Source organism: Cytobacillus solani, assembly GCF_006704205.1.
GTDB classification, from domain to species: Bacteria; Bacillota; Bacilli; order Bacillales; family Cytobacillaceae; genus Cytobacillus; species Cytobacillus solani.
Genome location: NZ_CP041305.1, coordinates 2,179,348 through 2,199,755, shown reverse-complemented (window position 1 = coordinate 2,199,755; position 20,408 = coordinate 2,179,348). Strand labels below are relative to the sequence as shown.

Annotated in this window: 21 protein-coding genes; all 21 read right to left on the bottom strand. The window is 42.0% G+C overall.

The window, feature by feature from the left end; translation table 11 throughout:
* Positions 1-3 precede the first annotated feature (3 nt).
* Positions 4-1,512: a complex I subunit 4 family protein gene (locus tag FI644_RS11240; RefSeq protein WP_142108315.1), complete on the bottom strand. Its 1,509-nt coding sequence runs from the start codon at positions 1,510-1,512 to the stop codon at positions 4-6.
* Positions 1,509-3,371 carry an NADH-quinone oxidoreductase subunit L gene (gene nuoL / locus FI644_RS11235; protein WP_053478562.1) on the bottom strand — a complete coding sequence of 621 codons (1,863 nt, stop codon included), beginning with the start codon at positions 3,369-3,371 and terminating at the stop codon, positions 1,509-1,511. Before nuoL ends, FI644_RS11240 begins: the two co-directional genes overlap by 4 nt.
* A 159-nt stretch (positions 3,372-3,530) precedes the next feature.
* Positions 3,531-3,845: an NADH-quinone oxidoreductase subunit NuoK gene (gene nuoK, locus FI644_RS11230; RefSeq protein ID WP_053478561.1), complete on the bottom strand. Its 315-nt coding sequence runs from the start codon at positions 3,843-3,845 to the stop codon at positions 3,531-3,533.
* A complete protein-coding gene (locus FI644_RS11225) occupies positions 3,842-4,363 on the bottom strand; it encodes an NADH-quinone oxidoreductase subunit J (protein ID WP_053478560.1) in 522 nt (173 codons plus the stop codon). The genes nuoK and FI644_RS11225 overlap by 4 nt, the downstream gene beginning before the upstream one ends.
* Complete coding sequence (gene nuoI / locus FI644_RS11220; protein ID WP_053478559.1) at positions 4,360-4,785, bottom strand: NADH-quinone oxidoreductase subunit NuoI; 426 nt, start codon at positions 4,783-4,785, stop codon at positions 4,360-4,362. Before nuoI ends, FI644_RS11225 begins: the two co-directional genes overlap by 4 nt.
* Before the next feature lie 226 nt (positions 4,786-5,011).
* Positions 5,012-6,022, bottom strand: coding sequence for an NADH-quinone oxidoreductase subunit NuoH (nuoH, locus tag FI644_RS11215; RefSeq protein ID WP_142108314.1), 1,011 nt, complete (start codon positions 6,020-6,022; stop codon positions 5,012-5,014).
* A complete protein-coding gene (locus FI644_RS11210; protein WP_142108313.1) occupies positions 6,022-7,122 on the bottom strand; it encodes an NADH-quinone oxidoreductase subunit D in 1,101 nt (366 codons plus the stop codon). Before FI644_RS11210 ends, nuoH begins: the two co-directional genes overlap by 1 nt.
* Before the next feature lie 3 nt (positions 7,123-7,125).
* Positions 7,126-8,505, bottom strand: coding sequence for an NADH-quinone oxidoreductase subunit C (locus FI644_RS11205; protein ID WP_056686772.1), 1,380 nt, complete (start codon positions 8,503-8,505; stop codon positions 7,126-7,128).
* A gap of 3 nt (positions 8,506-8,508) precedes the next feature.
* Complete coding sequence (locus FI644_RS11200) at positions 8,509-9,021, bottom strand: NuoB/complex I 20 kDa subunit family protein (protein ID WP_053478556.1); 513 nt, start codon at positions 9,019-9,021, stop codon at positions 8,509-8,511.
* Positions 9,012-9,386: an NADH-quinone oxidoreductase subunit A gene (locus FI644_RS11195; protein ID WP_053478555.1), complete on the bottom strand. Its 375-nt coding sequence runs from the start codon at positions 9,384-9,386 to the stop codon at positions 9,012-9,014. The genes FI644_RS11200 and FI644_RS11195 overlap by 10 nt, the downstream gene beginning before the upstream one ends.
* Before the next feature lie 1,079 nt (positions 9,387-10,465).
* Positions 10,466-10,600: a hypothetical protein gene (locus FI644_RS27130; RefSeq protein ID WP_256376290.1), complete on the bottom strand. Its 135-nt coding sequence runs from the start codon at positions 10,598-10,600 to the stop codon at positions 10,466-10,468.
* 40 nt (positions 10,601-10,640) lie between these two features.
* Positions 10,641-11,048 carry a F0F1 ATP synthase subunit epsilon gene (locus FI644_RS11190; RefSeq protein WP_053478553.1) on the bottom strand — a complete coding sequence of 136 codons (408 nt, stop codon included), beginning with the start codon at positions 11,046-11,048 and terminating at the stop codon, positions 10,641-10,643.
* A gap of 22 nt (positions 11,049-11,070) precedes the next feature.
* Entirely contained in the window at positions 11,071-12,492 is a 1,422-nt protein-coding gene (gene atpD, locus FI644_RS11185) for a F0F1 ATP synthase subunit beta (protein WP_053478552.1), read from the bottom strand.
* A 209-nt stretch (positions 12,493-12,701) separates the two neighbouring features.
* The gene (atpG, locus tag FI644_RS11180; RefSeq protein ID WP_053478551.1) at positions 12,702-13,559 is read right to left on the bottom strand and encodes an ATP synthase F1 subunit gamma; all 858 of its coding nucleotides are present in this window, start codon (positions 13,557-13,559) and stop codon (positions 12,702-12,704) included.
* A gap of 40 nt (positions 13,560-13,599) precedes the next feature.
* Positions 13,600-15,108 carry a F0F1 ATP synthase subunit alpha gene (gene atpA, locus FI644_RS11175; RefSeq protein WP_053478550.1) on the bottom strand — a complete coding sequence of 503 codons (1,509 nt, stop codon included), beginning with the start codon at positions 15,106-15,108 and terminating at the stop codon, positions 13,600-13,602.
* A gap of 24 nt (positions 15,109-15,132) precedes the next feature.
* Entirely contained in the window at positions 15,133-15,669 is a 537-nt protein-coding gene (locus FI644_RS11170; RefSeq protein ID WP_053478549.1) for a F0F1 ATP synthase subunit delta, read from the bottom strand.
* Positions 15,666-16,184: a F0F1 ATP synthase subunit B gene (locus FI644_RS11165; RefSeq protein ID WP_053478548.1), complete on the bottom strand. Its 519-nt coding sequence runs from the start codon at positions 16,182-16,184 to the stop codon at positions 15,666-15,668. Before FI644_RS11165 ends, FI644_RS11170 begins: the two co-directional genes overlap by 4 nt.
* A gap of 150 nt (positions 16,185-16,334) precedes the next feature.
* On the bottom strand, positions 16,335-16,547 hold the full coding sequence (gene atpE / locus FI644_RS11160; protein WP_053478547.1) for a F0F1 ATP synthase subunit C: 213 nt from the start codon (positions 16,545-16,547) through the stop codon (positions 16,335-16,337).
* A gap of 73 nt (positions 16,548-16,620) precedes the next feature.
* Positions 16,621-17,334 carry a F0F1 ATP synthase subunit A gene (gene atpB / locus FI644_RS11155; protein WP_053478546.1) on the bottom strand — a complete coding sequence of 238 codons (714 nt, stop codon included), beginning with the start codon at positions 17,332-17,334 and terminating at the stop codon, positions 16,621-16,623.
* Between the two features lie 22 nt (positions 17,335-17,356).
* Positions 17,357-17,731, bottom strand: a complete 375-nt coding sequence (locus FI644_RS11150) for an ATP synthase subunit I (protein ID WP_053478545.1) — start codon at positions 17,729-17,731, stop codon at positions 17,357-17,359.
* A gap of 417 nt (positions 17,732-18,148) precedes the next feature.
* On the bottom strand, positions 18,149-20,398 hold the full coding sequence (locus FI644_RS11145; RefSeq protein ID WP_056686782.1) for a S8 family serine peptidase: 2,250 nt from the start codon (positions 20,396-20,398) through the stop codon (positions 18,149-18,151).
* Positions 20,399-20,408: the final 10 nt, after the last annotated feature.

Here is a 20,408-nt window from a genome sequence, read left to right as displayed (position 1 = left end):
TCATCACCCTCCAATCCCAAGCATGATAGTTTCAAGTGTAGATGTGAGCGGTTCAGTTAAAACACTTGGATATACGCCAATTAAGACAATAATCCCTAGTAGAACTAAAGCAGGAACCCATTCCGCTTTCCTGAGATCAGTAATTCCAGCAAACTCCCGGTGAGCCTTGCCATAAGTAATCCCAAGAACCGCACGCAGCAGATAGACAGCTGTTAGGATGATACCAAACGCACCCACAGCAGCTAAAACCGGCATTTCCTTAAATAATCCGAGGAAAGCCATGAATTCACTCACAAAGCCTGACATTCCTGGCATTCCTAGCGAAGCCATTGCCCCTGCAAGCAGGAAACCTGCCGTAATCGGCATTCCCTTTGCCAAGCCGCCAAGGTTAGGAATATTAGATGTTTGCAGACGCTCATAGAATACACCGACAAGGAAGAATAGCAGCGCAGCAATTAATCCATGTGAAACTACTTGGAAAATCGCTCCTTGAATCCCTGCCTCATTTAAAGCGCCTAAACCAATTAAGACAATCCCCATATGGGAAATAGATGAATAAGCAAGTACCATTTTGAAATCTGTTTGAACAAGTGCAAGGAATGCTCCGTAAAGCAGGTTGACTACACCAAGAACTGCGATTAATACGGCAAGATCCTGGAATTGTTCAGGGAAAATGCCCATACCGAAGCGAATAATCCCGTATGCACCAATTTTTAAGAGAATCCCTGCGTGAAGCATTACGACAGATGGAGATGCTTGAACGTGAACGCGTACCATCCAGCTATGCAGCGGGAAGATTGGCAGCTTAACTCCAAATGCAATCAGCATAGCAATTAGCAAGCCCATTTTTCCACCTTCTGACAAAACAAGGTTAGAGCTGTCAGCGGCAAGAATGGAAGTTAGCGCTTCTATATTCGATGTCCCTGTACGTGCAAACAGCACCATGATGACAATGAGCAGTACAGCCGAGCCTAACCCATTATAAATTAAGAAGCTAAATGCTGCTTTTTCCTTTTCAAAATAGCCCCACTTCCCAATAAGGAAGAACGTCGGAATAAGTGTAATTTCGAAAAAGATAAAGAACAGAATTAAGTTTTCAGCAGCAAAAACGCCAAGCATTCCAACCTCTAAAAGAAGGAATAGCATAAAGTAGCCTTTCCATTCTTTCTTAATATACATGGAAGCAATCGCTGCTAGTGTAGACAGGATGGCTGTTAACACAAGCATAATCAGCGAGAATCCATCAACACCTAATTCATATTTAATAGAAAACAATTCGCCTAATCTATTTGGATTACCAAATTGAATCCAGTTGACCATTTCATCTAAACGCTCAAGTGAACTTCCTGATCGATATTGGAAATATGCCATCAAGGACAGCACGAGCGCCGGAAGAGTTGCAAGGAACCCAACCGTTTTAATGACAGATTCCTTTGCTTTCGGAACAAATAATAAAGCGATTATACCGAGTAAAGGGGAGAAAACTAAGATGGATAAATAAGCAAAGTTCATTTCAAATACCCCCCTGTTACAGCAAATACGACAATTAAGATCGCTAAGCCGACAAATGCGACGGCACCATATCTTTGGATCTGTCCACTCTGGAATCTTGAGCCTAAGTGTCCAAGTCCAGAAACCGCTCCTGAAACCCCTTTGACTATGCCCTCAACGATGAATGTTTCAATGAAACGCAGAATCAGGCTGAGTCCTTTCGTTACTTTTAAAACCGTTAATTCATACAATTCATCGATATAATATTTATTATATAGAATCGTATATAGTGTCGAAGCACCGAGCCAATCACGTGATAGTGACCGCTTGCTGTAAATTAGCCAAGCTAGGAAAATACCTAATAAAGAAACGACTGTTGCAACAATCATAATCCACGACGGACCTTCGATATGCCCATGCCCAAGAGCAGGATTTCCTTCTGTTAGCCAATCTCCAAGAAATGTCCCAAACCAAGGTGTATTAACATACCCTGCTACAACAGCAAGGATAGCAAGAACCATCATCGGTACAGTCATCACACTTGGTGACTCCTTCACATGCTTCATGTCACTGCGGGATTCACCGGAAAATACCATAAAGAAGAGACGGAACATATAGAATGCGGTGAAGAAAGCAGCAATAACCGCTAGCCAGAATAACACCGTATTCCCATGTGCCCAAGCTGCAATTAGAATTTCATCCTTACTAAAGAATCCTGAAAATAAAGGGACACCGCTGATTGCTAATGTTCCTATCAAAAATAACGGACCTGTTACACGAAGCTTTTTCCATAAACCGCCCATTTTTTCAATATCCTGCGTATGAACAGCGTGAATAACGCTACCTGCCGCAAGGAATAGCAAGGCTTTAAAGAAAGCGTGTGTCATAAGGTGGAACACACCAGCAACATAGCCGGCAGATCCAAGTGCAAGCATCATGTAGCCTAGCTGGCTGACAGTTGAATACGCAAGCACTCTCTTAATATCCTTCTGAACAAGACCAATGCTTGCTGCAAAGATCGCAGTGAATGCCCCAATAATCGCCACCGTCATTAGCGCTGTCTCGCTTGCCGTAAAGAGCGGGAACAGGGATGCCACTAAATAAACCCCTGCTGCAACCATCGTTGCGGCGTGGATTAAAGCAGAAACTGGCGTTGGACCTTCCATCGCATCCGGCAGCCATGTATGAAGCGGGAATTGACCTGACTTCCCCACAGCACCAATAAAAATTAAAATGGCAGTTAATGTAATCATGGTTGAAGAAACTGCTCCAGCTTCAACCGCAGCAAAAATTTCATCATATTCGAAACTTCCAACCTGCCAGAATAATAGAATCATTCCAATTAAAAGACCTACGTCTCCAATACGCGTCATAATAAACGCCTTTTTGGCTGCCTTCTTCGCTTCTTCTTTATAAAAGTAGAAGCCGATTAGCAAGAATGAACCTAAACCGACAAGCTCCCAGAAAATATACGTTTGCAGAAGGTTTGGCGAAAGCACTAAGCCTAGCATTGCAAATGTAAATAATCCTAAGTAAGCGTAGTACACATGGAATCGTTCATCACCGTGCATATATCCCTTTGAATACGTATGTACAAGGAAACTCACTAGCGATACGATTACAAGCATTAATGCATTTAATTGATTGACTTCAAAACCCGCTGTTAACTGAACATCCCCTATCGTCAGCCAAACCGACTCTGCCTTATGTGTGGGTGATGTAAATCTTTCGAACAGCACCAATAAGGAGTAAACGAACGATGCAAGCGAGAGCAGGATTCCTATGTATGCACTTGCTTCCTTCAGTCGTTTGCCAAAAAAGATAAGGAACAAAAACGATAAAAGCGGGAAAAGCGGTATGATCCATGCATTCTCCATCAATATCACAATCCCCTTTTTGAACACGTTTATAGTTTTGTATAGTCCTAGAGCCAACGTGTTAGATTACTAGAGGTCAGAGGCTAGATTAGCGGAAATCGGCCTGTGATTTCTATTTTCAGCCTCAATTTGAACTCACTTTATAAAGACTTGCTTCATCCTCTAGTGTTTCAATGTGTTCACTTCATCAATGTTAACGGTATTTCGATTACGGTATAAGGCAATCAGTATTGCTACCCCAACAGCAACTTCTGCAGCGGCAACAGCCATGACGAAAAGTGCAAAGATTTGTCCTGTAATAGATGGCATCACACCGAATTTACTGAACGCTACTAAGTTAATGTTCGCCGCATTAAGCATTAGCTCAATCGAAATAAGAACAATGATGATGTTTCTCTTTGTTAGTGCACCATATAAACCGATACAAAATAGAATTAAACCCAGCGCCAAGTAGGCTGAAAGTGGAACTGAACTCATTCCTTCTTCGCCTCCTTCTCCTGATCATTCTTTGACAGCACAATCGCTCCAACAAGCGCAGCGAGCAGCAAGACAGATGTTAATTCAAATGGAATAATATATTTTGAATAAAGCGCGATCCCAATCTGTTCTGTGTTGTTCTCATGTAATGTGGTTGACACTTCACCAAAATCAAGATTATAAATTCCGATGTAAAAGGCGAATGCAAAGCCGAGAATCCCTAAGAAAAGAAGCAGCTTTCGCAGAAGGCCTGTCTTCGGTTCTTTCGTATCATCATGACGGGTTAACATGATTCCAAAGAGCATAATGATTGTAATCGCCCCAGAATAGATGAGTATTTGAACGGCCGCAAGAAATTCAGCTGACAGCAGGATAAAGATTCCCGCGATGCTGACAAATGTAAAAACGAGTGCAAGGACCATGTGCACGACCTTGGTAAGGTTTAATAAGAGCACGCCGCCGACTACTGCAACTAAAGCGAGTGAAATAAACGCGAAAAATTCACCTGATAACGTCATGCTTTATTCACCTTCCGTATATTCTCGTCATTTTCATCCAGCCATTCGAGATTTTTAAATAGCTCATCACGGCTATACTCAGCGAGTTCAAAGTTATTTGACATAATGATTGCCTCTGTCGGACAAACCTCCGTACACAGGTCGCAAAGAATACAAATTTCAAAGTTAATATCATACGTATCAATAATTTTTCCCTTTTTGTTCGGATCCGGGTGTTTTTTCCCTGTCAGCTGGATGCAATCGGTCGGGCAAATATTCGCACATTGATTACAAACGATGCATTTTTCCGGATAGAACTTTTGAATTCCCCGAAATCGGTCTGGCAATGGGAGTGGCTCATTCGGATATTCATAGGTTGGTTTTTCTTTCGTTAAATTTTTCAGGGTATACTTTAAGCCTTTTGCTAATCCAAATCCAAGCATGTTTTTCACCCCTTGCGGTTAAAGTAAGCTTTTTTTAAGATAAGAAAGTAATAACTTTGGAGTTAGAGAATTGTCTAGCGCAAGCGTCCTATCGCCTATCAAACTTCAGGCACCCTCCGCAACGATTGCGTCAACATCGGTTCGCTCTCGCTCACCGTGTTTCCTTTATCGAAAGAACCGGACCTTCTGCGTTTATACGGCGATGACCAAGGCGTTACCGCTTTTCCTATAACAGTTTAAAAATTTCCTTGATGATGGCTGTTAGGAAAATATTCGCTAATGCGATTGGTAAAAGTATTTTCCAGGCAAACTCCATTAACTTATCTGCACGAATACGCGGAAACGTGCTTCGGAACCAAATTAATAGAAAGACGACAAACATGAACTTAAGCGCAAACCAGACGGCACCTGGAATAAAGTCTAGGAATGAGAATAGCGGAAGCCATCCTCCTAAAAATAAAACAGTTGTTAATGATGCCATCGCAAACATATACACATATTCAGCAAGCATGAAAAATGCCCAACGGAATCCGGAATATTCAACATGGAACCCGGCTACAAGTTCGTTTTCGGATTCAGGAAGATCGAATGGGACACGGTTTAACTCAGCCACTGAAGCAATGATAAAGACAATGAATGCAACGGGCTGAAGCAGGATATACCATACATTCTCTTGCGCAGCCACAATATCATTTAGGTTTAAACTGCCTGTTAAAAGAATAACGCCGAGCACTGACATCACAAGCGGGATTTCATAGGAAATCATCTGTGCAGCTGCACGCATCCCCCCGAGTAGGGCATATTTATTGTTGGAAGCCCATCCACCGGTAACCATTCCAATCGTCGTCAAACCTGAAATGGCGATATAGTAAAGCAATCCAATATTTAAATCTGCAAATTGCAATTTATCTGTAAACGGAATTGCTGCAATAACTATAAATGATGGTGCAAATGCGATAACTGGTGCAATTATAAATAATGGTTTATCAGCAAGCTTTGGAATCGTATCTTCTTTTAGCAGAAGCTTTAAAACGTCAGCAACAGTTTGCAATAATCCCCAGCGTCCGCCCACTTGGTTCGGACCTTGGCGAAGCTGCATAAATCCCATAACCTTCCGCTCTGCTAGGATCGCATAGGTTACGAATCCCAAAATGACTAAAAGCAATACGGTTGCGAGTAAAAAGAAAATCCCAAAGTTTAAGATCTCCGGCTGGGAATGCAATAAATCTTCAACCATTAGCCATCCACCTCCCCTAGGATGATATCAACCGCTCCTAGAATGGAAATTAAGTTTGCAATTGTCTCTCCCTCTAATAGCTTAGGGAGAATTTGGAGATTATAGAATGATGGTCGTCTAAATTTCAGGCGATATGGTTCTTTTTTTCCATCACTTGCGATATAACAGCCGATTTCTCCTCGAGGAGACTCAATTCGTACAAAGGCCTCTCCTTTAGGTGCTTTAATGATCTTTGGCACCTTCGCTAAAATCTCCCCTTCAGCAGGGAACTGTTCACACGCTTGTTCTAAAATTTTCAATGATTCCTCAATTTCATCAAGGCGAACATGATAACGCGCCCATGCATCCCCTGTTTCACGGGTAACCACATCAAAATCAAACCGATCATAAATGGAGTAAGGTTCATTTTTACGCAGATCCCATTTGACTCCTGTACAGCGAAGATTGGCTCCACTAAGGGAATAGTTAAGTGCGTCTTCCTTCGTGTATGTCCCAATTCCTTTTACACGGTTCATAAAGATTTCGTTTCCTGTTACGAGCGTATGATAGCCCTTTAATTGTTCATGCATATAAGGGACGAACTCTCTTACTTTATCAATCCAGCCTTCTGGCGCATCCCATTTGACTCCGCCAACACGCATGTAATTAAATGTTAGCCGAGCGCCTGATAGCTCATTCAGCATATTGATGATCATTTCCCTTTCACGGAAAGCGTATAGAAGTGGACTCGTTGCCCCAAGATCAAGCAAGTACGTACCAAACCAGACAAGGTGGCTTGCTACCCGGCCAAGTTCCATTGCAATGACACGTAAATACTCGGCTCTCTCAGGTACTTTAATATCCATCATCGTTTCAACCGCATGGCAAATTACATAGTTATTCGTCATCGCTGAAACGTAGTCCATCCGGTCAGTATAAGGGATGATTTGTGTATATTGAAGATCTTCTGCCAGCTTTTCTGTTCCGCGGTGAAGGTAGCCGATGACTGGCTTTGCCTCTACAATGGTTTCTCCATCAATTTTTAAGACGAGACGAAAAACACCGTGCGTACTTGGATGCTGAGGTCCTACGTTCAAAAGCATTTCTTCTGTTCGCAACATTGGTTACACCTCCACATCATACGGTTCATAGTCTTTCCTTAGTGGATGGCCAACCCATTCTTCACCAAGCATAATGCGGTGCAAGTTCGGATGATTGTTAAACTTAATGCCCAGTAAATCATATGCCTCACACTCTGGCCAATTCGCACCTTCCCAAAGCGGCTGCAATGAATCAATCGTTGGTCCATCACGGTCAATCTTTACTTTTAATGCAACGGATTGACTATTTTTATATGAATATAAATGAACATACACTTCCATATGTGTTTCAAAATCCGTTCCATGCAGCTCTGATAAATAATCAAAGCCTAATTGCTCGTTATATTTCAAAAACTCTGCAATTTTATAATAGCTTTCTGGCTTTGCTACAAGGGTTGGAACATCCTTTGATAGATTATTAATATAATAATCTTCTATATGATCATTTCCAAGATGCTCTTCTATGACTCTAATATATTTATCAAGATATGGCTGATTTGGTGATGGCTTCGCTTCTTCTGCTGGTTCAGCCTTTACGGTTCCACCACCAGCCTTCGCTTTGGCTGCTGCTGCAGCTGCGGCTTTTGCCTTGGCGGCTGCAATCGCTTTTGCTTTTTCATCGTCTCCTGCTGCGCCTCCAGCTTTTGCTGATGCTGCGGCCTTTGCTTTCGCGGCTGCTGCTGCTTTTGCTTTCGCGGCAGCTATCGCTTTCGCCTTTTCGTCATCCCCACCAGATTCACCTGATTGTTTTGCCAATGCTGCTGCTTTTGCTTTGGCTGCTGCGGCGGCCTTTGCTTTGGCAGCGGCAGCGGCTTTCGCCTTCGCGTCATCTCCAGCCTCACTTGATTGATTTGCCTGAGCAGCAGCTTTCGCTTTCGCTGCGGCGGCAGCCTTTGCTTTGGCAGCAGCAGCAGCTTTTTGCTTGGCTATATCAAGGTCTTCAGTTGGCGCTTCTTCTTTCTCTTCGCCTTGTTCCTTCGCCTTCATTTTCGCTAGTGCGGCAGCCTTTGCCTTTGCTGCGGCAGCAGCTTTTTGCTTGGCTATATCAAGGTCTTCTGACGGTGCCTCTTCCTTCTCTTCGCCTTGTTCCTTCGCCTTCATTTTCGCTAGTGCGGCAGCCTTTGCCTTTGCTGCGGCAGCAGCTTTTTGCTTGGCTATATCAAGGTCTTCTGACGGTGCCTCTTCCTTCTCTTCGCCTTGTTCCTTCGCCTTCATTTTCGCTAGTGCGGCGGCCTTTGCTTTCGCTGCAGCGGCAGCTTTTTGCTTGGCTATATCAAGGTCTTCTGACGGTGCCTCTTCCTTCTCTTCACCCAGTTCTTTAGCCTTCATTTTCGCTAGTGCGGCAGCCTTCGCCTTCGCGGCAGCCTCTTTTTTTAGCTGTTCTAAATCTTTTTCACCGCTCATGGGTTAGATCACCTTCTTCCCAGTCTTAGCCTCGTAACGGATCTTTTCTTTCAATTTATTAATTCCATATATTAAAGCAGCTGGATTTGGTGGACATCCAGGTATGTATACATCAACAGGTACAATTTGATCGACCCCTTTTACAACTGAGTAAGATTTCACATAAGGTCCACCAGCTGTTGCACAAGAGCCCATAGCAATGACCCACTTGGGTTCTGGCATTTGATCATATAACCTGCGAAGAATTGGCGCCATTTTCTTTGTTACTGTACCTGATACGATCATAACATCTGATTGGCGAGGGGAATTGCGATAGAATGTACCGAAGCGTTCTAAGTCATAGTGTGCATTACTTGCCTGCATCATTTCAATCGCACAACAAGCAAGCCCGAAAGTCATAGGCCATAACGAGTTGCTGCGAGACCATGCTTTAATTTGTTCAAGCGTTGACATAAATACCGTTCTTTGTATCTCTTGCATATCCTCTTCAGGGATGTTTTCGATTCTTAGATCCATTTCAACACCTTCTTCTTCCAAGCATAAATAAGCCCGATGACAAGCATAAATACAAAAATCAACATTTCAATTAATGCAAAGATTCCGAGTTTTTCATATGCAACAGCCCAAGGATACAAAAACACTGTCTCCACATCAAAAATAACAAACATAAGGGCAAAAATATAATAGCGCACATTGAACTGTACCCTTGAATCACTAAATGGTTCAAGTCCACTCTCATACGTGGTGTACTTCGAATCATACGGTTTATAAGGACGCAAAAGCTTCCCTAAAAACAACGCCACCACAGGTAACAAAATCCCCAGACATAGGAATACAAACACGATCAAATAGTTATTTTGATATAAATTTAGCATTTCCATGTCTATCCCCTCCAATGTTGTAAAATTTTTAATTCTTCAATATTTGTAACCGTAACCATTATAGCACTCTTCCAAATAAGTGTCGACAAGCCCTAGTATATTATTGGAAAATCCCTCACCTGCCAAACAAAGCTTTTGCAGCGTTTGAGAGCTCGCTCTCAAAAAGCGGAAAAAGCTTTGTTTGGCAAGCTTCAGCGGCAGCTGAAGCCGGAGGTGCGGCAGCACATCCGGGTGAGAGATTTTCCATCTAACACACCCGGATGTCGACACATATCCCTCCCCGCTGAGCATTTGTACCATCTCCCTGAATCACTCCCCCGAATACTCTCCCCAAGATGGTACAAATGCGAACTGACATCTGCATTATTACTAGTCTTATACTATCAGCACTCTTGTGAGTTGGGGCGTCAGCCCCTAGAAGGTTTCCATCTTCCATCCTAGATGTCTACCCATCCCCTCCACCCTGAGCATTTGCGCAAAGCTCCTAAACTCACTTCCCCGAATCCATCCACAAGTTAGCACAAATGCGAACTGACATCTGCATTATTACTAGTCTAATACTATCAGCACTTTTGTAAGCTGGAACACAGCCCTAGAGGATTTTCATCCCTTACACTCAAAGCCCAACACATTCCCCGAACACACAACAAAATGGCAATATTGTGAATCCACCTATCCTCTTTACCTACTAATCTCTAATTCCTCCCCATTCCATTTACCATTAAAGGTCAAATTCATCTTTCTGTCAGTGAGATTTGTCAACAAATCTTCATTATTTTTATTGGACAGAATGTCTCTTAAAATAAATCTATTCATTTCCTTAAAAATAAGAAGTTGTTTTGATAATGTATATATATTTATAGTTAAAAGTTTGCCAAAGTCCCTTTATCGGTCACTTTTTCTATTTTACGGGCCACTTTTCCTCATTTATCGGCCACTTTCCTATTTTTTCGGGCCACTTCACATATTAGAGATATTTCCAGAAAATTCTTCAGGAAATACTATTTGTATTCCAAGAATAAAACTTCAACCAAGTGTATTTGATCTGAACCTCAGAATTATCTACTTTCATCATCCAGTTATCGTTCATTTCTATGTAATCCGGTCAAACTTATACTTAATCCGGTCACTTCCCTCTGTATTCCGGCCAAAATTTCATTATTCCGGTCATTTCCTCTCATATTCCGGTCAATCCAATCTATGATTTTCCACAAAAAAACACCCCCCAGTACAACTGGGAGGTGTCCTCTATGATTAAAATTGTCTTTCTGAAACATTAATACGGTTTAGTGCGCGCTGTAGAGCTAGTTCAGCACGTTTGAAGTCGACGCTTTCACGTTTCTGATCGTTCAGACGCTTTTCCGCACGTTCTTTCGCACGAAGAGCACGATCTACATCAATTTCATCTGCTTGTTCAGCAGATTGCGCTAAAATAGATACTTTGTCTGGACGAACTTCTACAAATCCGCCACTTACTGCTACGATGTCTGTTTTTCCTTGCGTTTTTAAACGAACGGCTCCAATCTGTAACGGTGCAACCATTGGAATGTGCCCTGGTAAAATTCCGAGCTCACCGCTCTCGGCCTTTGTACTTACCATTTCCACATCTGATTCATACACCGGGCCATCGGGAGTAACAACACTGACTTTAATCGTCTTCATTTTTTACCCTCCTGGTCCGAGATTAGACTTCTACACCCATACGTTTTGCATTCTCAATCACGTCTTCAATGCGGCCGACTAGACGGAATGCATCTTCTGGAAGGTGATCATATTTACCTTCAAGAATTTCTTTAAAGCCTTTAACTGTTTCTTTAACCGGTACGTATGAACCTGGCTGGCCAGTGAACTGTTCAGCCACGTGGAAGTTTTGAGATAAGAATACTTGGATACGACGCGCACGCTGTACAACAAGCTTATCTTCATCAGAAAGCTCATCCATACCTAAAATTGCGATAATATCTTGTAATTCTTTATAACGCTGTAATGTTGACTGTACTTCACGAGCTACTGCGTAGTGCTCTTCGCCAACGATTTCCGGTGACAGTGCACGAGAAGTTGAAGCAAGTGGATCCACCGCAGGATAGATACCCATCTCAGAAAGCTTACGCTCAAGGTTTGTTGTTGCATCTAAGTGAGCGAAAGTAGTAGCCGGAGCCGGATCCGTATAGTCATCGGCTGGTACATAAATCGCTTGGATAGAAGTAACAGAACCTACGTTAGTAGATGTGATACGTTCTTGCAGTTTACCCATTTCAGTAGCAAGAGTTGGCTGGTAACCAACGGCAGAAGGCATACGGCCAAGTAGCGCTGATACTTCTGAACCTGCTTGAGTGAAACGGAAGATGTTATCCATGAAGAAAAGAACGTCCTGTCCTTGGTCATCACGGAAATATTCTGCCATTGTCAAACCTGTCAAAGCAACACGCATACGTGCACCTGGCGGCTCGTTCATCTGACCGAATACCATCGCTGTTTTCTTAATAACGCCTGAATCTGTCATTTCATGATAAAGGTCGTTACCTTCACGTGTACGCTCACCTACACCAGCGAATACGGAAATACCGCCGTGCTCTTGAGCGATGTTATTGATTAATTCCTGGATTAAAACGGTTTTACCTACACCGGCACCACCAAATAGACCGATTTTTCCACCTTTAATATATGGAGCAAGCAAGTCTACTACTTTAATTCCAGTTTCAAGAATTTCTACCTCTGTTGAAAGCTGCTCAAAATTTGGTGCTTCTCTATGGATAGAGTCGCGGCGAGCATCAGCAGATAGTGCCGGATCTAAGTCGATTGTTTCACCTAATACGTTAAATACACGGCCAAGTGTAACATCACCAACAGGTACAGAAATTGGTGCACCAGTATCAATTACTTCACTACCACGTGTTAAACCGTCAGTAGATGACATTGCAATGGTACGAACTGTATCATCACCTAAATGAAGGGCAACTTCAAGGGTTAAGTTGATGTCAACTTCAGATTCATTACGCGCTTTATTTACGATTGTCAATGCATTATAGATCTCAGGAAGTTGTCCGCTTTCGAACTTTACGTCAACAACTGGACCCATAACTTGAAGAACGCGTCCTTTGTTCATCTTTTTCCCTCCTAACGTTCAATTCAACATACAAAAGGGCAAGGGACCGACTTGGTCCTCATCCCTTGTATTTATTTAATTTTTGTCTAGCTTCAGCGCCTAGCCCCTCTTGGGTCTAAGCCAATCCGACAAGAAGATTAAAGAACAACCTTCATGCCGGCTCGTCTTATGCTTGTCGGGGCTGACCCAGGCACTTTTCGCATTTCAAATTATTCCAACGCGGCTGCTCCGCCGACGATTTCGGTAATTTCTTGTGTAATTGCAGCCTGACGAGCACGGTTGTAGCTTAGGCTGTATGAGTCAATAAGCTCTTTCGCGTTGTCAGTTGCACTTTTCATCGCGCTCATTCTAGCAGCATGCTCACTAGCTTTACTGTCTAGAAGTGCTCCATAAATTAAACTCTCTGCATACTGAGGTAATAATACATTTAAAATCTCTTCTGCAGATGGTTCAAATTCATAAGATGTTAGTTTGTTAGATGTCGCAATATCGGTTAGTGGAAGAACTTTCTTCTCTGTAACATCCTGTTGGATTGCACTGACAAAGTGATTGTAGTACATGTATAGCTCATCAAATGCTCCATCAGCAAACATATTCACTGTTTTATTTACAGTATCTTTAATATCAGCAAATGTTGGTTGATCAGCTATTCCAGTAATGTCGAGAATAACGTTCATGTCACGTTTCATGAAGAATTCGCGGCCCATCTTCCCTAAAGCGATAACCACATACTCATCTTTTGATTTGTGGCGCTTCTGAATCGTTTGGAATGCTAAACGCAAAACGTTACTGTTAAATGCACCTGCAAGACCACGCTCAGCAGTAATGACTAAATAAGCTGTCTTTTTGACAGGGCGAGAGCTTAACATCGGATGCGTTGCATCTTTACTGCCTAAAGCAATGGATGCAGTAACCTCTTGAATTTTATCCATGTAAGGAACGAACTTTTTCGCATTCATCTCCGCACGGTTAAAATTAGATGCAGATACCATTTCCATCGCTTTCGTAATTTGACTCGTTTTCTTAGTGGAAGTTATCTTATTCTTTATATCTCTTAATGATGCCACAGGTTCTCACCACCTTTTTTCAAAGTTTGTCAGACCCCAATTATTCGGAAACTGCGAAAGATTTTTTGAATTCGTTGATCGCAGCAGCCATATCATCATCAGAAGGAAGTTCCTTCGTTGTAGCGATATGGTCTAACAAATCTTTGCGGTTGTGGTCTAACCAAGAAAGGTATTCTGATTCGAAACGACGAATATCCTGTACAGGAATATCATCAAGGAAGCCACGAGTTAATGCATAAAGAATCGCAACTTGCTTTTCAACTTTTAATGGTTTATTTAGATCCTGTTTTAATACTTCTACTGTACGAGCACCACGGTTAAGTTTTGCTTGAGTAGCTTTATCAAGATCAGAACCGAATTGAGCAAACGCTTCTAGCTCACGGTATGAAGCAAGGTCTAGACGCAATGTACCAGATACCTTTTTCATCGCTTTAATTTGCGCTGAACCCCCTACACGTGAAACAGAAAGACCTGCGTTGATCGCTGGACGTACTCCAGAGAAGAAAAGGTCAGACTGCAAGAAGATCTGTCCATCTGTGATAGAGATAACGTTTGTTGGGATATATGCAGAAACGTCACCTGCTTGCGTTTCAATAAATGGCAATGCGGTGATTGAACCTGCACCTTTTGCGTCACTTAACTTAGCAGCACGCTCTAAAAGGCGGCTGTGTAAGTAGAATACATCCCCTGGATATGCTTCACGACCTGGAGGACGGCGTAATAATAAGGAAAGTTCACGGTATGCAGCAGCTTGCTTTGTTAAGTCATCATAGACTACTAATACGTGCTTTCCATTTAACATAAATTCTTCTCCCATTGAAACCCCAGCATATGGTGCTAAGTATAACAATGGAGCAGGTTGTGATGCAGAAGCTGTTACAACAATTGTGTAATCCATTGCACCATTTTTACGTAACGTTTCAACTAGTCCACGAACCGTTGATTCTTTTTGTCCGATTGCAACATAGATACAAATCATATCTTGACCCTTTTGGTTCAAGATTGTATCGATAGCAACGGATGTTTTACCAGTTTGACGGTCACCGATGATTAACTCACGTTGTCCGCGTCCGATTGGCACAAGAGCGTCAATCGCTTTAATTCCCGTTTGAAGTGGCTCGTGTACAGATTTACGATCCATAACACCAAAAGCCGGGCTTTCAATCGGGCGCGTTTTTGTTGTATTGATTGGGCCCATTCCATCCACTGGCTGTCCTAATGGGTTTACAACACGACCGATTAACTCTTCCCCAACAGGAACTTCCATGATACGTCCTGTACGGCGTACCTCATCCCCTTCACGAATTTCTGTGAAAGGTCCTAAAATGATAATACCGACGTTATTTTCTTCAAGGTTTTGCGCCATACCCATAACGCCGTTTGAAAATTCAAGAAGCTCTCCAGCCATGACATTGTCGAGGCCATGAGCACGAGCGATACCGTCACCAACTTGGATAACTGTACCTACATCACTCACTTGAATTTCCGACTGATAGTTTTCGATTTGCTTTTTTATCAGCGCACTGATTTCTTCAGCTTTGATGCTCATGAGTTTCACCCCTATCTACGAATCTTATCCTAATAATTGACGTTCCAGACGATCTAGCTTACCGCGCAAGCTGCCGTCGAAAATCCGGTTTCCGATTCGAAGCTTGATGCCGCCGAGTAAATTAGTATCTACGATATTGTCAATGCGAAGTGATTTCTTGCCAACCTTTTCTGCAAATGATGAAGACAGCGCTTCACGTTCCGCGTCTGTTAACGGGCGGATCGAGTAGACCTTCGCCTCTGCAATGCCTCTTGCATCATTTGCCATATTTACAAAGTGATCCGCCACATCCGAGATTTCATCTTCTCGATGGCGTTCAATTAAAAGCATTAACGTATTTAAAACGAATGTATTTACAGATGCAAATGCATCCTTTAGAATCTCCTTCTTTTTTTCAATTGAAAGCTTAGGAGACTTAAGCACTGCCTGTAATTCGGAAGTTTCATTCATTACTTTTTTCACTGCACGAAGCTCTTCTTCCATTTGGTCAAGAAGCTGATGTTCATTTGCAAGCTGGAAAAGAGCTAACGCATAGCGCTTTGCTACTATAGAGCCCGTCATCGCTCTTCTCCTGCCTCTTGAATGTATTCGTTAATAAGCTTCTCTTGATCCTCTGCACTTAATTCCTTCTCAATCACCTTGGAAGCAATTAATACAGATAGTGAAGCCACTTGTTCGCGAATAGCTGCAACTGCCTGTTCTTTCTGCTGTTCGATCTCAACCTTAGCAGATTGCTTAATACGCTCAGATTCCGCACGTGCAGCAGCAATGATTTCCTCACGCTGTACATCGCCTTGCTTCTTCGCACTTTCAATTAAGCCTTGCGCATCGTTGCGCGCTTCTTTTAGAAGGTTTCTTTGCTCTTCTAAAAGCTTTTTCGCTTCTGTACGGCTTTGTTCAGCCGATTCGATTTCATTTGCAATATGTTCTTCACGTTCTTTCATGATGCCCATTAACGGACCCCATGCGAACTTTTTAAGCAAAAGTAATAAAATAATAAACGCAATCAACTGATAAATCATATCTCCACTGTTAAAACCGGTTGATGCACCTAATACTAAACTGTTTGATAACACCCTCGATTCACTCCCTTCAAGAGCTATAAGAAATGCAAAAACGATGTTTCATTTATATAAAACTTAGATTTTTCATATTTAAGACATAAAGGAATGGCGAAGGTCCTCATCGAATGATCTTCGCCATTTTCAAATTGTTTAAACTAGGAGTTACTGTCCAACAACCATGAACGCGATAACTACTGCGATGATTGGTAGTACCTCTACTAAACCTACACCAATAAACATTGTTGTTTGTAGCATTCCACGAGCTTCAGGCTGACGAGCCATCCCTTCAACTGTTCTTGAAATGATAAGACCGTTACCGATACCAGCACCTAGTGCTGCTAAACCTACTGCGATTGCTGCTGCTAATAGACCCATTCTAAATTTCCTCCTTGAATTGTATAATTAATTTTTTTATTTGTGTTTTGTTCAAAATTGAACAGGGTATATATTAATGGTCTCGGCTCACTTTGTGTGCCATATAAACCATAGATAACATACAGAAGATAAACGCTTGGATTCCACCGATAAAGATCGAGAATCCTTGCCAAGCAACCGTTGGAATGATTGCAGCAAATTTGCCGGCCCAGCTGCCAGCAGCTAGAGTACCAACTAATAATGAAAGGAGAATTTCTCCAGCATAAATATTTCCATAAAGACGCAGACCTAATGTGAGGGCATTGGCAAATTCCTCAACAATCTTAATTGGAGACATGATCCAAAATGGCTTAAGAAATTCACGTCCATAACCGCCTGCTCCTTTTGCCTTAATCCCAAAGAAATGCGTTAAGGCTAGTACCATTAGAGACAAAGTCAATGTAATTGCGGGATCAGCTGTTGGTGATTTCCACCAGAGTTCCCCGTTATAAGTGATTGAAAATGGCAGACCAAGCATATTGGAAACAAAAATATACATAATCAACGTTAAAGCAAGCAGATGGAATCGTCCGCCATCCTTCCAATCCATCGAACTGTTAATAATGCCTTTAACAAAATCCATTACCCATTCGAGTATATTTTGCATCCCTGTAGGTTTCATGGCTAATTTCCTAGTAGCGAGAACAGCTATAATAAATACAACTGCGCTGGCAATCGTAATCATCATAATATTCCCTAAGTTAAAAGTTAAGCCCATAAACTCACGTAAAGGAGCTCCATGATGCATTAATATTCACCTCTCTTCCCCGCTATTTACGTAAATGAAAAGTTTGAAGAAAAAAATCTATCATAATGACAACATATGAAGTCATTAATCCAATTACTACACTGATCAGATGGACCTTCTCGGGATATTCCATTGCAACAAACACAGCAAGTACTGCCATTGCCATTCTGGAAACCATTCCGAGTGAGCGTATCTTCTCACCGTTTGCGACCGCATTGCCAAATTGCTCTGTTTTCCTTGCTAGAAGCCACAAGTTAAACAAACTACAGGAAGTACCCAATACTAATCCTAAAAAGATAGATTGGTAAGAAGTAAATCCCCAGCCAAGAACATAAATTGACAACAATAAAAATATGTATTTTCGTTGTCTCACATAGGTAGCTTTTAATTCTGGCATTATGATTTATTCTCCTGTAAAAAATTGATGGACTGCTTTGTATGGGTTGCGGTCTTTTGATGCTCATTAAACGCATTCTCCCTCACTTTGAGGTGAATGGTAAGTGGGTTTTGAGGTGTTACTAATTACTATTAGCAACATGCAGACGTGGGAATAATGACTGCCCAAATATTATGAAAACCCTATCATATTATACCCTTTGTAAGCATACAATAGGGGCTTGTCAATGTCAATGCATTTAAAATGAAAAAAGTCATATATATCAAGGGAAAGAAAGTGTGTTCACACTATTTTCATAATAATTTGAATCTTACCTATTGAAAAAGGGGTGAAGTTCTGCTACACCCCTTTTATCAAGTATTTGAAGGTTTTTCATACAGTAGAAAAATCCTTCATTTTAATAGATTTTTTTCAATTTTACTTAAGCAAATGGATAGATGATGATTCCATTTCACCATTTGGTAATATATACAAATAGGATTCAACCGCATCCTCTCTCCCCGCTTTTTTCGCAAACACCTTAATTTTATAAAGGCCTGGCTCTGGGAGCTGATCTCTTTTAATCTCCTGCAGCAGCTGCCCTTTTCCTACCCCTCTTTTCCAATCAAGAAAATCAATAAAACGCAGGCTATCTGCATCAAACATTGCAATGCCGAATTCCTCCGCTCCTCCCGGCAGATAGACCTCATAACGGTACGTATCAGGCTTGTCTCCCTTTCCAACTCCAAACCCCATGACTCTTGGATAATTTGGTTCCTCAAGAACATAGATATATGGAATATTGATTTCTTGTGATCCAGCTTTTAATCTTATGGTTCCATCATACACCTTTTTTTTGAATACATTTGGGTCGACAGCAAGCTTCAGCTCCAGCCGCTTTTTTTCTCCTGGCTTTAAATAGAAAGAAAGAGGAAGCGTCCAGCTTAGACCATTTTCAGCATGCGGAATAGAAAATGAGTACGACAGGGGGGAATCACCAATATTTTCTACCGTTATATATCCATTATGTTCGTGCATACGATCAGCTAGTTGAAACTTGCCAAACTGTAATGAGGCAGGCATGACAAGAGAATTTGATTTTAATGCCTTTTCCATTTGGATTCTTCCTGCTCCCTGTTCATACGCTCGGTACGGCTTTCCCTTTTTGTTTAGGAGCGGTTTTGCTGTATTCATAAGGGCTGCTTTAATTTTGTCTGGACCCCAATCAGGATGTGCTTGCTTGATAAGTGCACTAGCTCCTGCTACATGCGGAGCTGCCATACTCGTTCCTTGCAGCGGCAAATATCCGCCTGGTACCGTACTATTGATAGCGACTCCTGGTGCAACGATGTCTGGTTTGATTTCCCATGTAGATGTTACAGGACCACGAGAGCTGAAATCGGCAAGAATATCCTTTTCTTCTATTATATAGGTCCTTGCAAAAATCTTATCTTTGGAGAGCTTCTTTCTTAACTGCTCCCCTTTCGTTTTTGATAAAGCAGTTACCGGAATAGGCAGTTCTCTTTCTAAATTCCCGAAAAAGTTCCCCTTCGTATTATTGTAAATAATGACTGCTTTTGCGCCTGCTTCGAATGCATTTATCCCCTTTTCTGTAAAGGTAAGCTCTCCTCTTTCTACAAGAACGATTTTTCCTTTAACTTCCTTCAGTTCGTCCTTTTTGCCTAATCCAGCAAAAACCATTTCATTCGATTGATTGAGTTCCCAATCAACCGATCCCTGAAGCGGCTCTAGCCTGAGCTTCTGACCCGACACCTCCAAGAAAGGAATATTTATGGACGGTGTTGAAGCACCAACGGATATTGCCTTTGAAGCCGTACCTGGTGAACCGACCGTCCAATAATTCGGACCGGAATTGCCGGAGGAAGTAACTGCTGTAATCCCTTTATCTACCGCTTTATTTAATGCCATGCTTATTGGCAAATCTGGACCGTTCACGTTGTTGCCAAGTGATAGGTTTAATATATCGACTCTATCCTTAATCGCTTGATCAATTGCGGCAATGACCTGTTCCGTTGTCCCGCTGCCTCCGGGACCAAGCGCACGATAAGCTATAATTGTTGCATCCGGAGCTACTCCTTGAATTTTCCCATTTGCCGCGATAATGCCAGCCACATGAGTCCCGTGCAACGTGCCTTCACCATCAGCAGCATTCGTTTCCATCGGATCATCATCTCCATCCACTAAATCATGCCCGCCGCCATAGTTGACTCTTAAATCTGGGTGGGTGTAGTCGATTCCAGTATCAATGATCCCAACTTTCACTCCTTTTCCTGTTAATCGCTGATTTTTTTGATCAAAAAGTCCGCGAACCTCCTCTCCGCCAATCATTTTTATACTCTCTTCTGCATGAACCTTATACGTATTAACCGGAGAGATGAGTGAGGTATTCACTTTGTTTGATATTTGCTCAATTTCTGCCTGCCTCCCCTTTACCGAAAAGCCATTTAGAGCGTATTTATAAATATGCCTTAGCTGTAAATGAGGGATTGAACGAACGAGCTTCATTATTTCTTCCTCACTTTTTTCTTCTGATAAAACAACAATAGCAACTTTCTCCTTGTCCGATGACTCCATTGGAATTTGCGGGTGATTTAAGGTTCGTGCGGATACCGCTGACTGAGATAGGCATATGAGGATGACGGTTAAAAACAAGATGATTTTTTTCATAGAAAGCACC

Bases quoted from the DNA above. Each gene is read 5' to 3' on its own strand.
- FI644_RS11240 (WP_142108315.1), bottom strand. From the start codon at position 1,512: ATGAACTTTGCTTATTTATCCATCTTAGTTTTCTCCCCTTTACTCGGT.
- nuoK (WP_053478561.1), bottom strand. From the start codon at position 3,845: ATGAGTTCAGTTCCACTTTCAGCCTACTTGGCGCTGGGTTTAATTCTA.
- FI644_RS11225 (WP_053478560.1), bottom strand. From the start codon at position 4,363: ATGACGTTATCAGGTGAATTTTTCGCGTTTATTTCACTCGCTTTAGTT.
- nuoI (WP_053478559.1), bottom strand. From the start codon at position 4,785: ATGCTTGGATTTGGATTAGCAAAAGGCTTAAAGTATACCCTGAAAAAT.
- nuoH (WP_142108314.1), bottom strand. From the start codon at position 6,022: ATGGTTGAAGATTTATTGCATTCCCAGCCGGAGATCTTAAACTTTGGG.
- FI644_RS11210 (WP_142108313.1), bottom strand. From the start codon at position 7,122: ATGTTGCGAACAGAAGAAATGCTTTTGAACGTAGGACCTCAGCATCCA.
- FI644_RS11205 (WP_056686772.1), bottom strand. From the start codon at position 8,505: ATGAGCGGTGAAAAAGATTTAGAACAGCTAAAAAAAGAGGCTGCCGCG.
- FI644_RS11200 (WP_053478556.1), bottom strand. From the start codon at position 9,021: ATGGATCTAAGAATCGAAAACATCCCTGAAGAGGATATGCAAGAGATA.
- FI644_RS11195 (WP_053478555.1), bottom strand. From the start codon at position 9,386: ATGGAAATGCTAAATTTATATCAAAATAACTATTTGATCGTGTTTGTA.
- FI644_RS11190 (WP_053478553.1), bottom strand. From the start codon at position 11,048: ATGAAGACGATTAAAGTCAGTGTTGTTACTCCCGATGGCCCGGTGTAT.
- atpD (WP_053478552.1), bottom strand. From the start codon at position 12,492: ATGAACAAAGGACGCGTTCTTCAAGTTATGGGTCCAGTTGTTGACGTA.
- atpA (WP_053478550.1), bottom strand. From the start codon at position 15,108: ATGAGCATCAAAGCTGAAGAAATCAGTGCGCTGATAAAAAAGCAAATC.
- FI644_RS11170 (WP_053478549.1), bottom strand. From the start codon at position 15,669: ATGACGGGCTCTATAGTAGCAAAGCGCTATGCGTTAGCTCTTTTCCAG.
- atpE (WP_053478547.1), bottom strand. From the start codon at position 16,547: ATGGGTCTATTAGCAGCAGCAATCGCAGTAGGTTTAGCAGCACTAGGT.
- atpB (WP_053478546.1), bottom strand. From the start codon at position 17,334: ATGCATCATGGAGCTCCTTTACGTGAGTTTATGGGCTTAACTTTTAAC.
- FI644_RS11150 (WP_053478545.1), bottom strand. From the start codon at position 17,731: ATGCCAGAATTAAAAGCTACCTATGTGAGACAACGAAAATACATATTT.
- FI644_RS11145 (WP_056686782.1), bottom strand. From the start codon at position 20,398: ATGAAAAAAATCATCTTGTTTTTAACCGTCATCCTCATATGCCTATCT.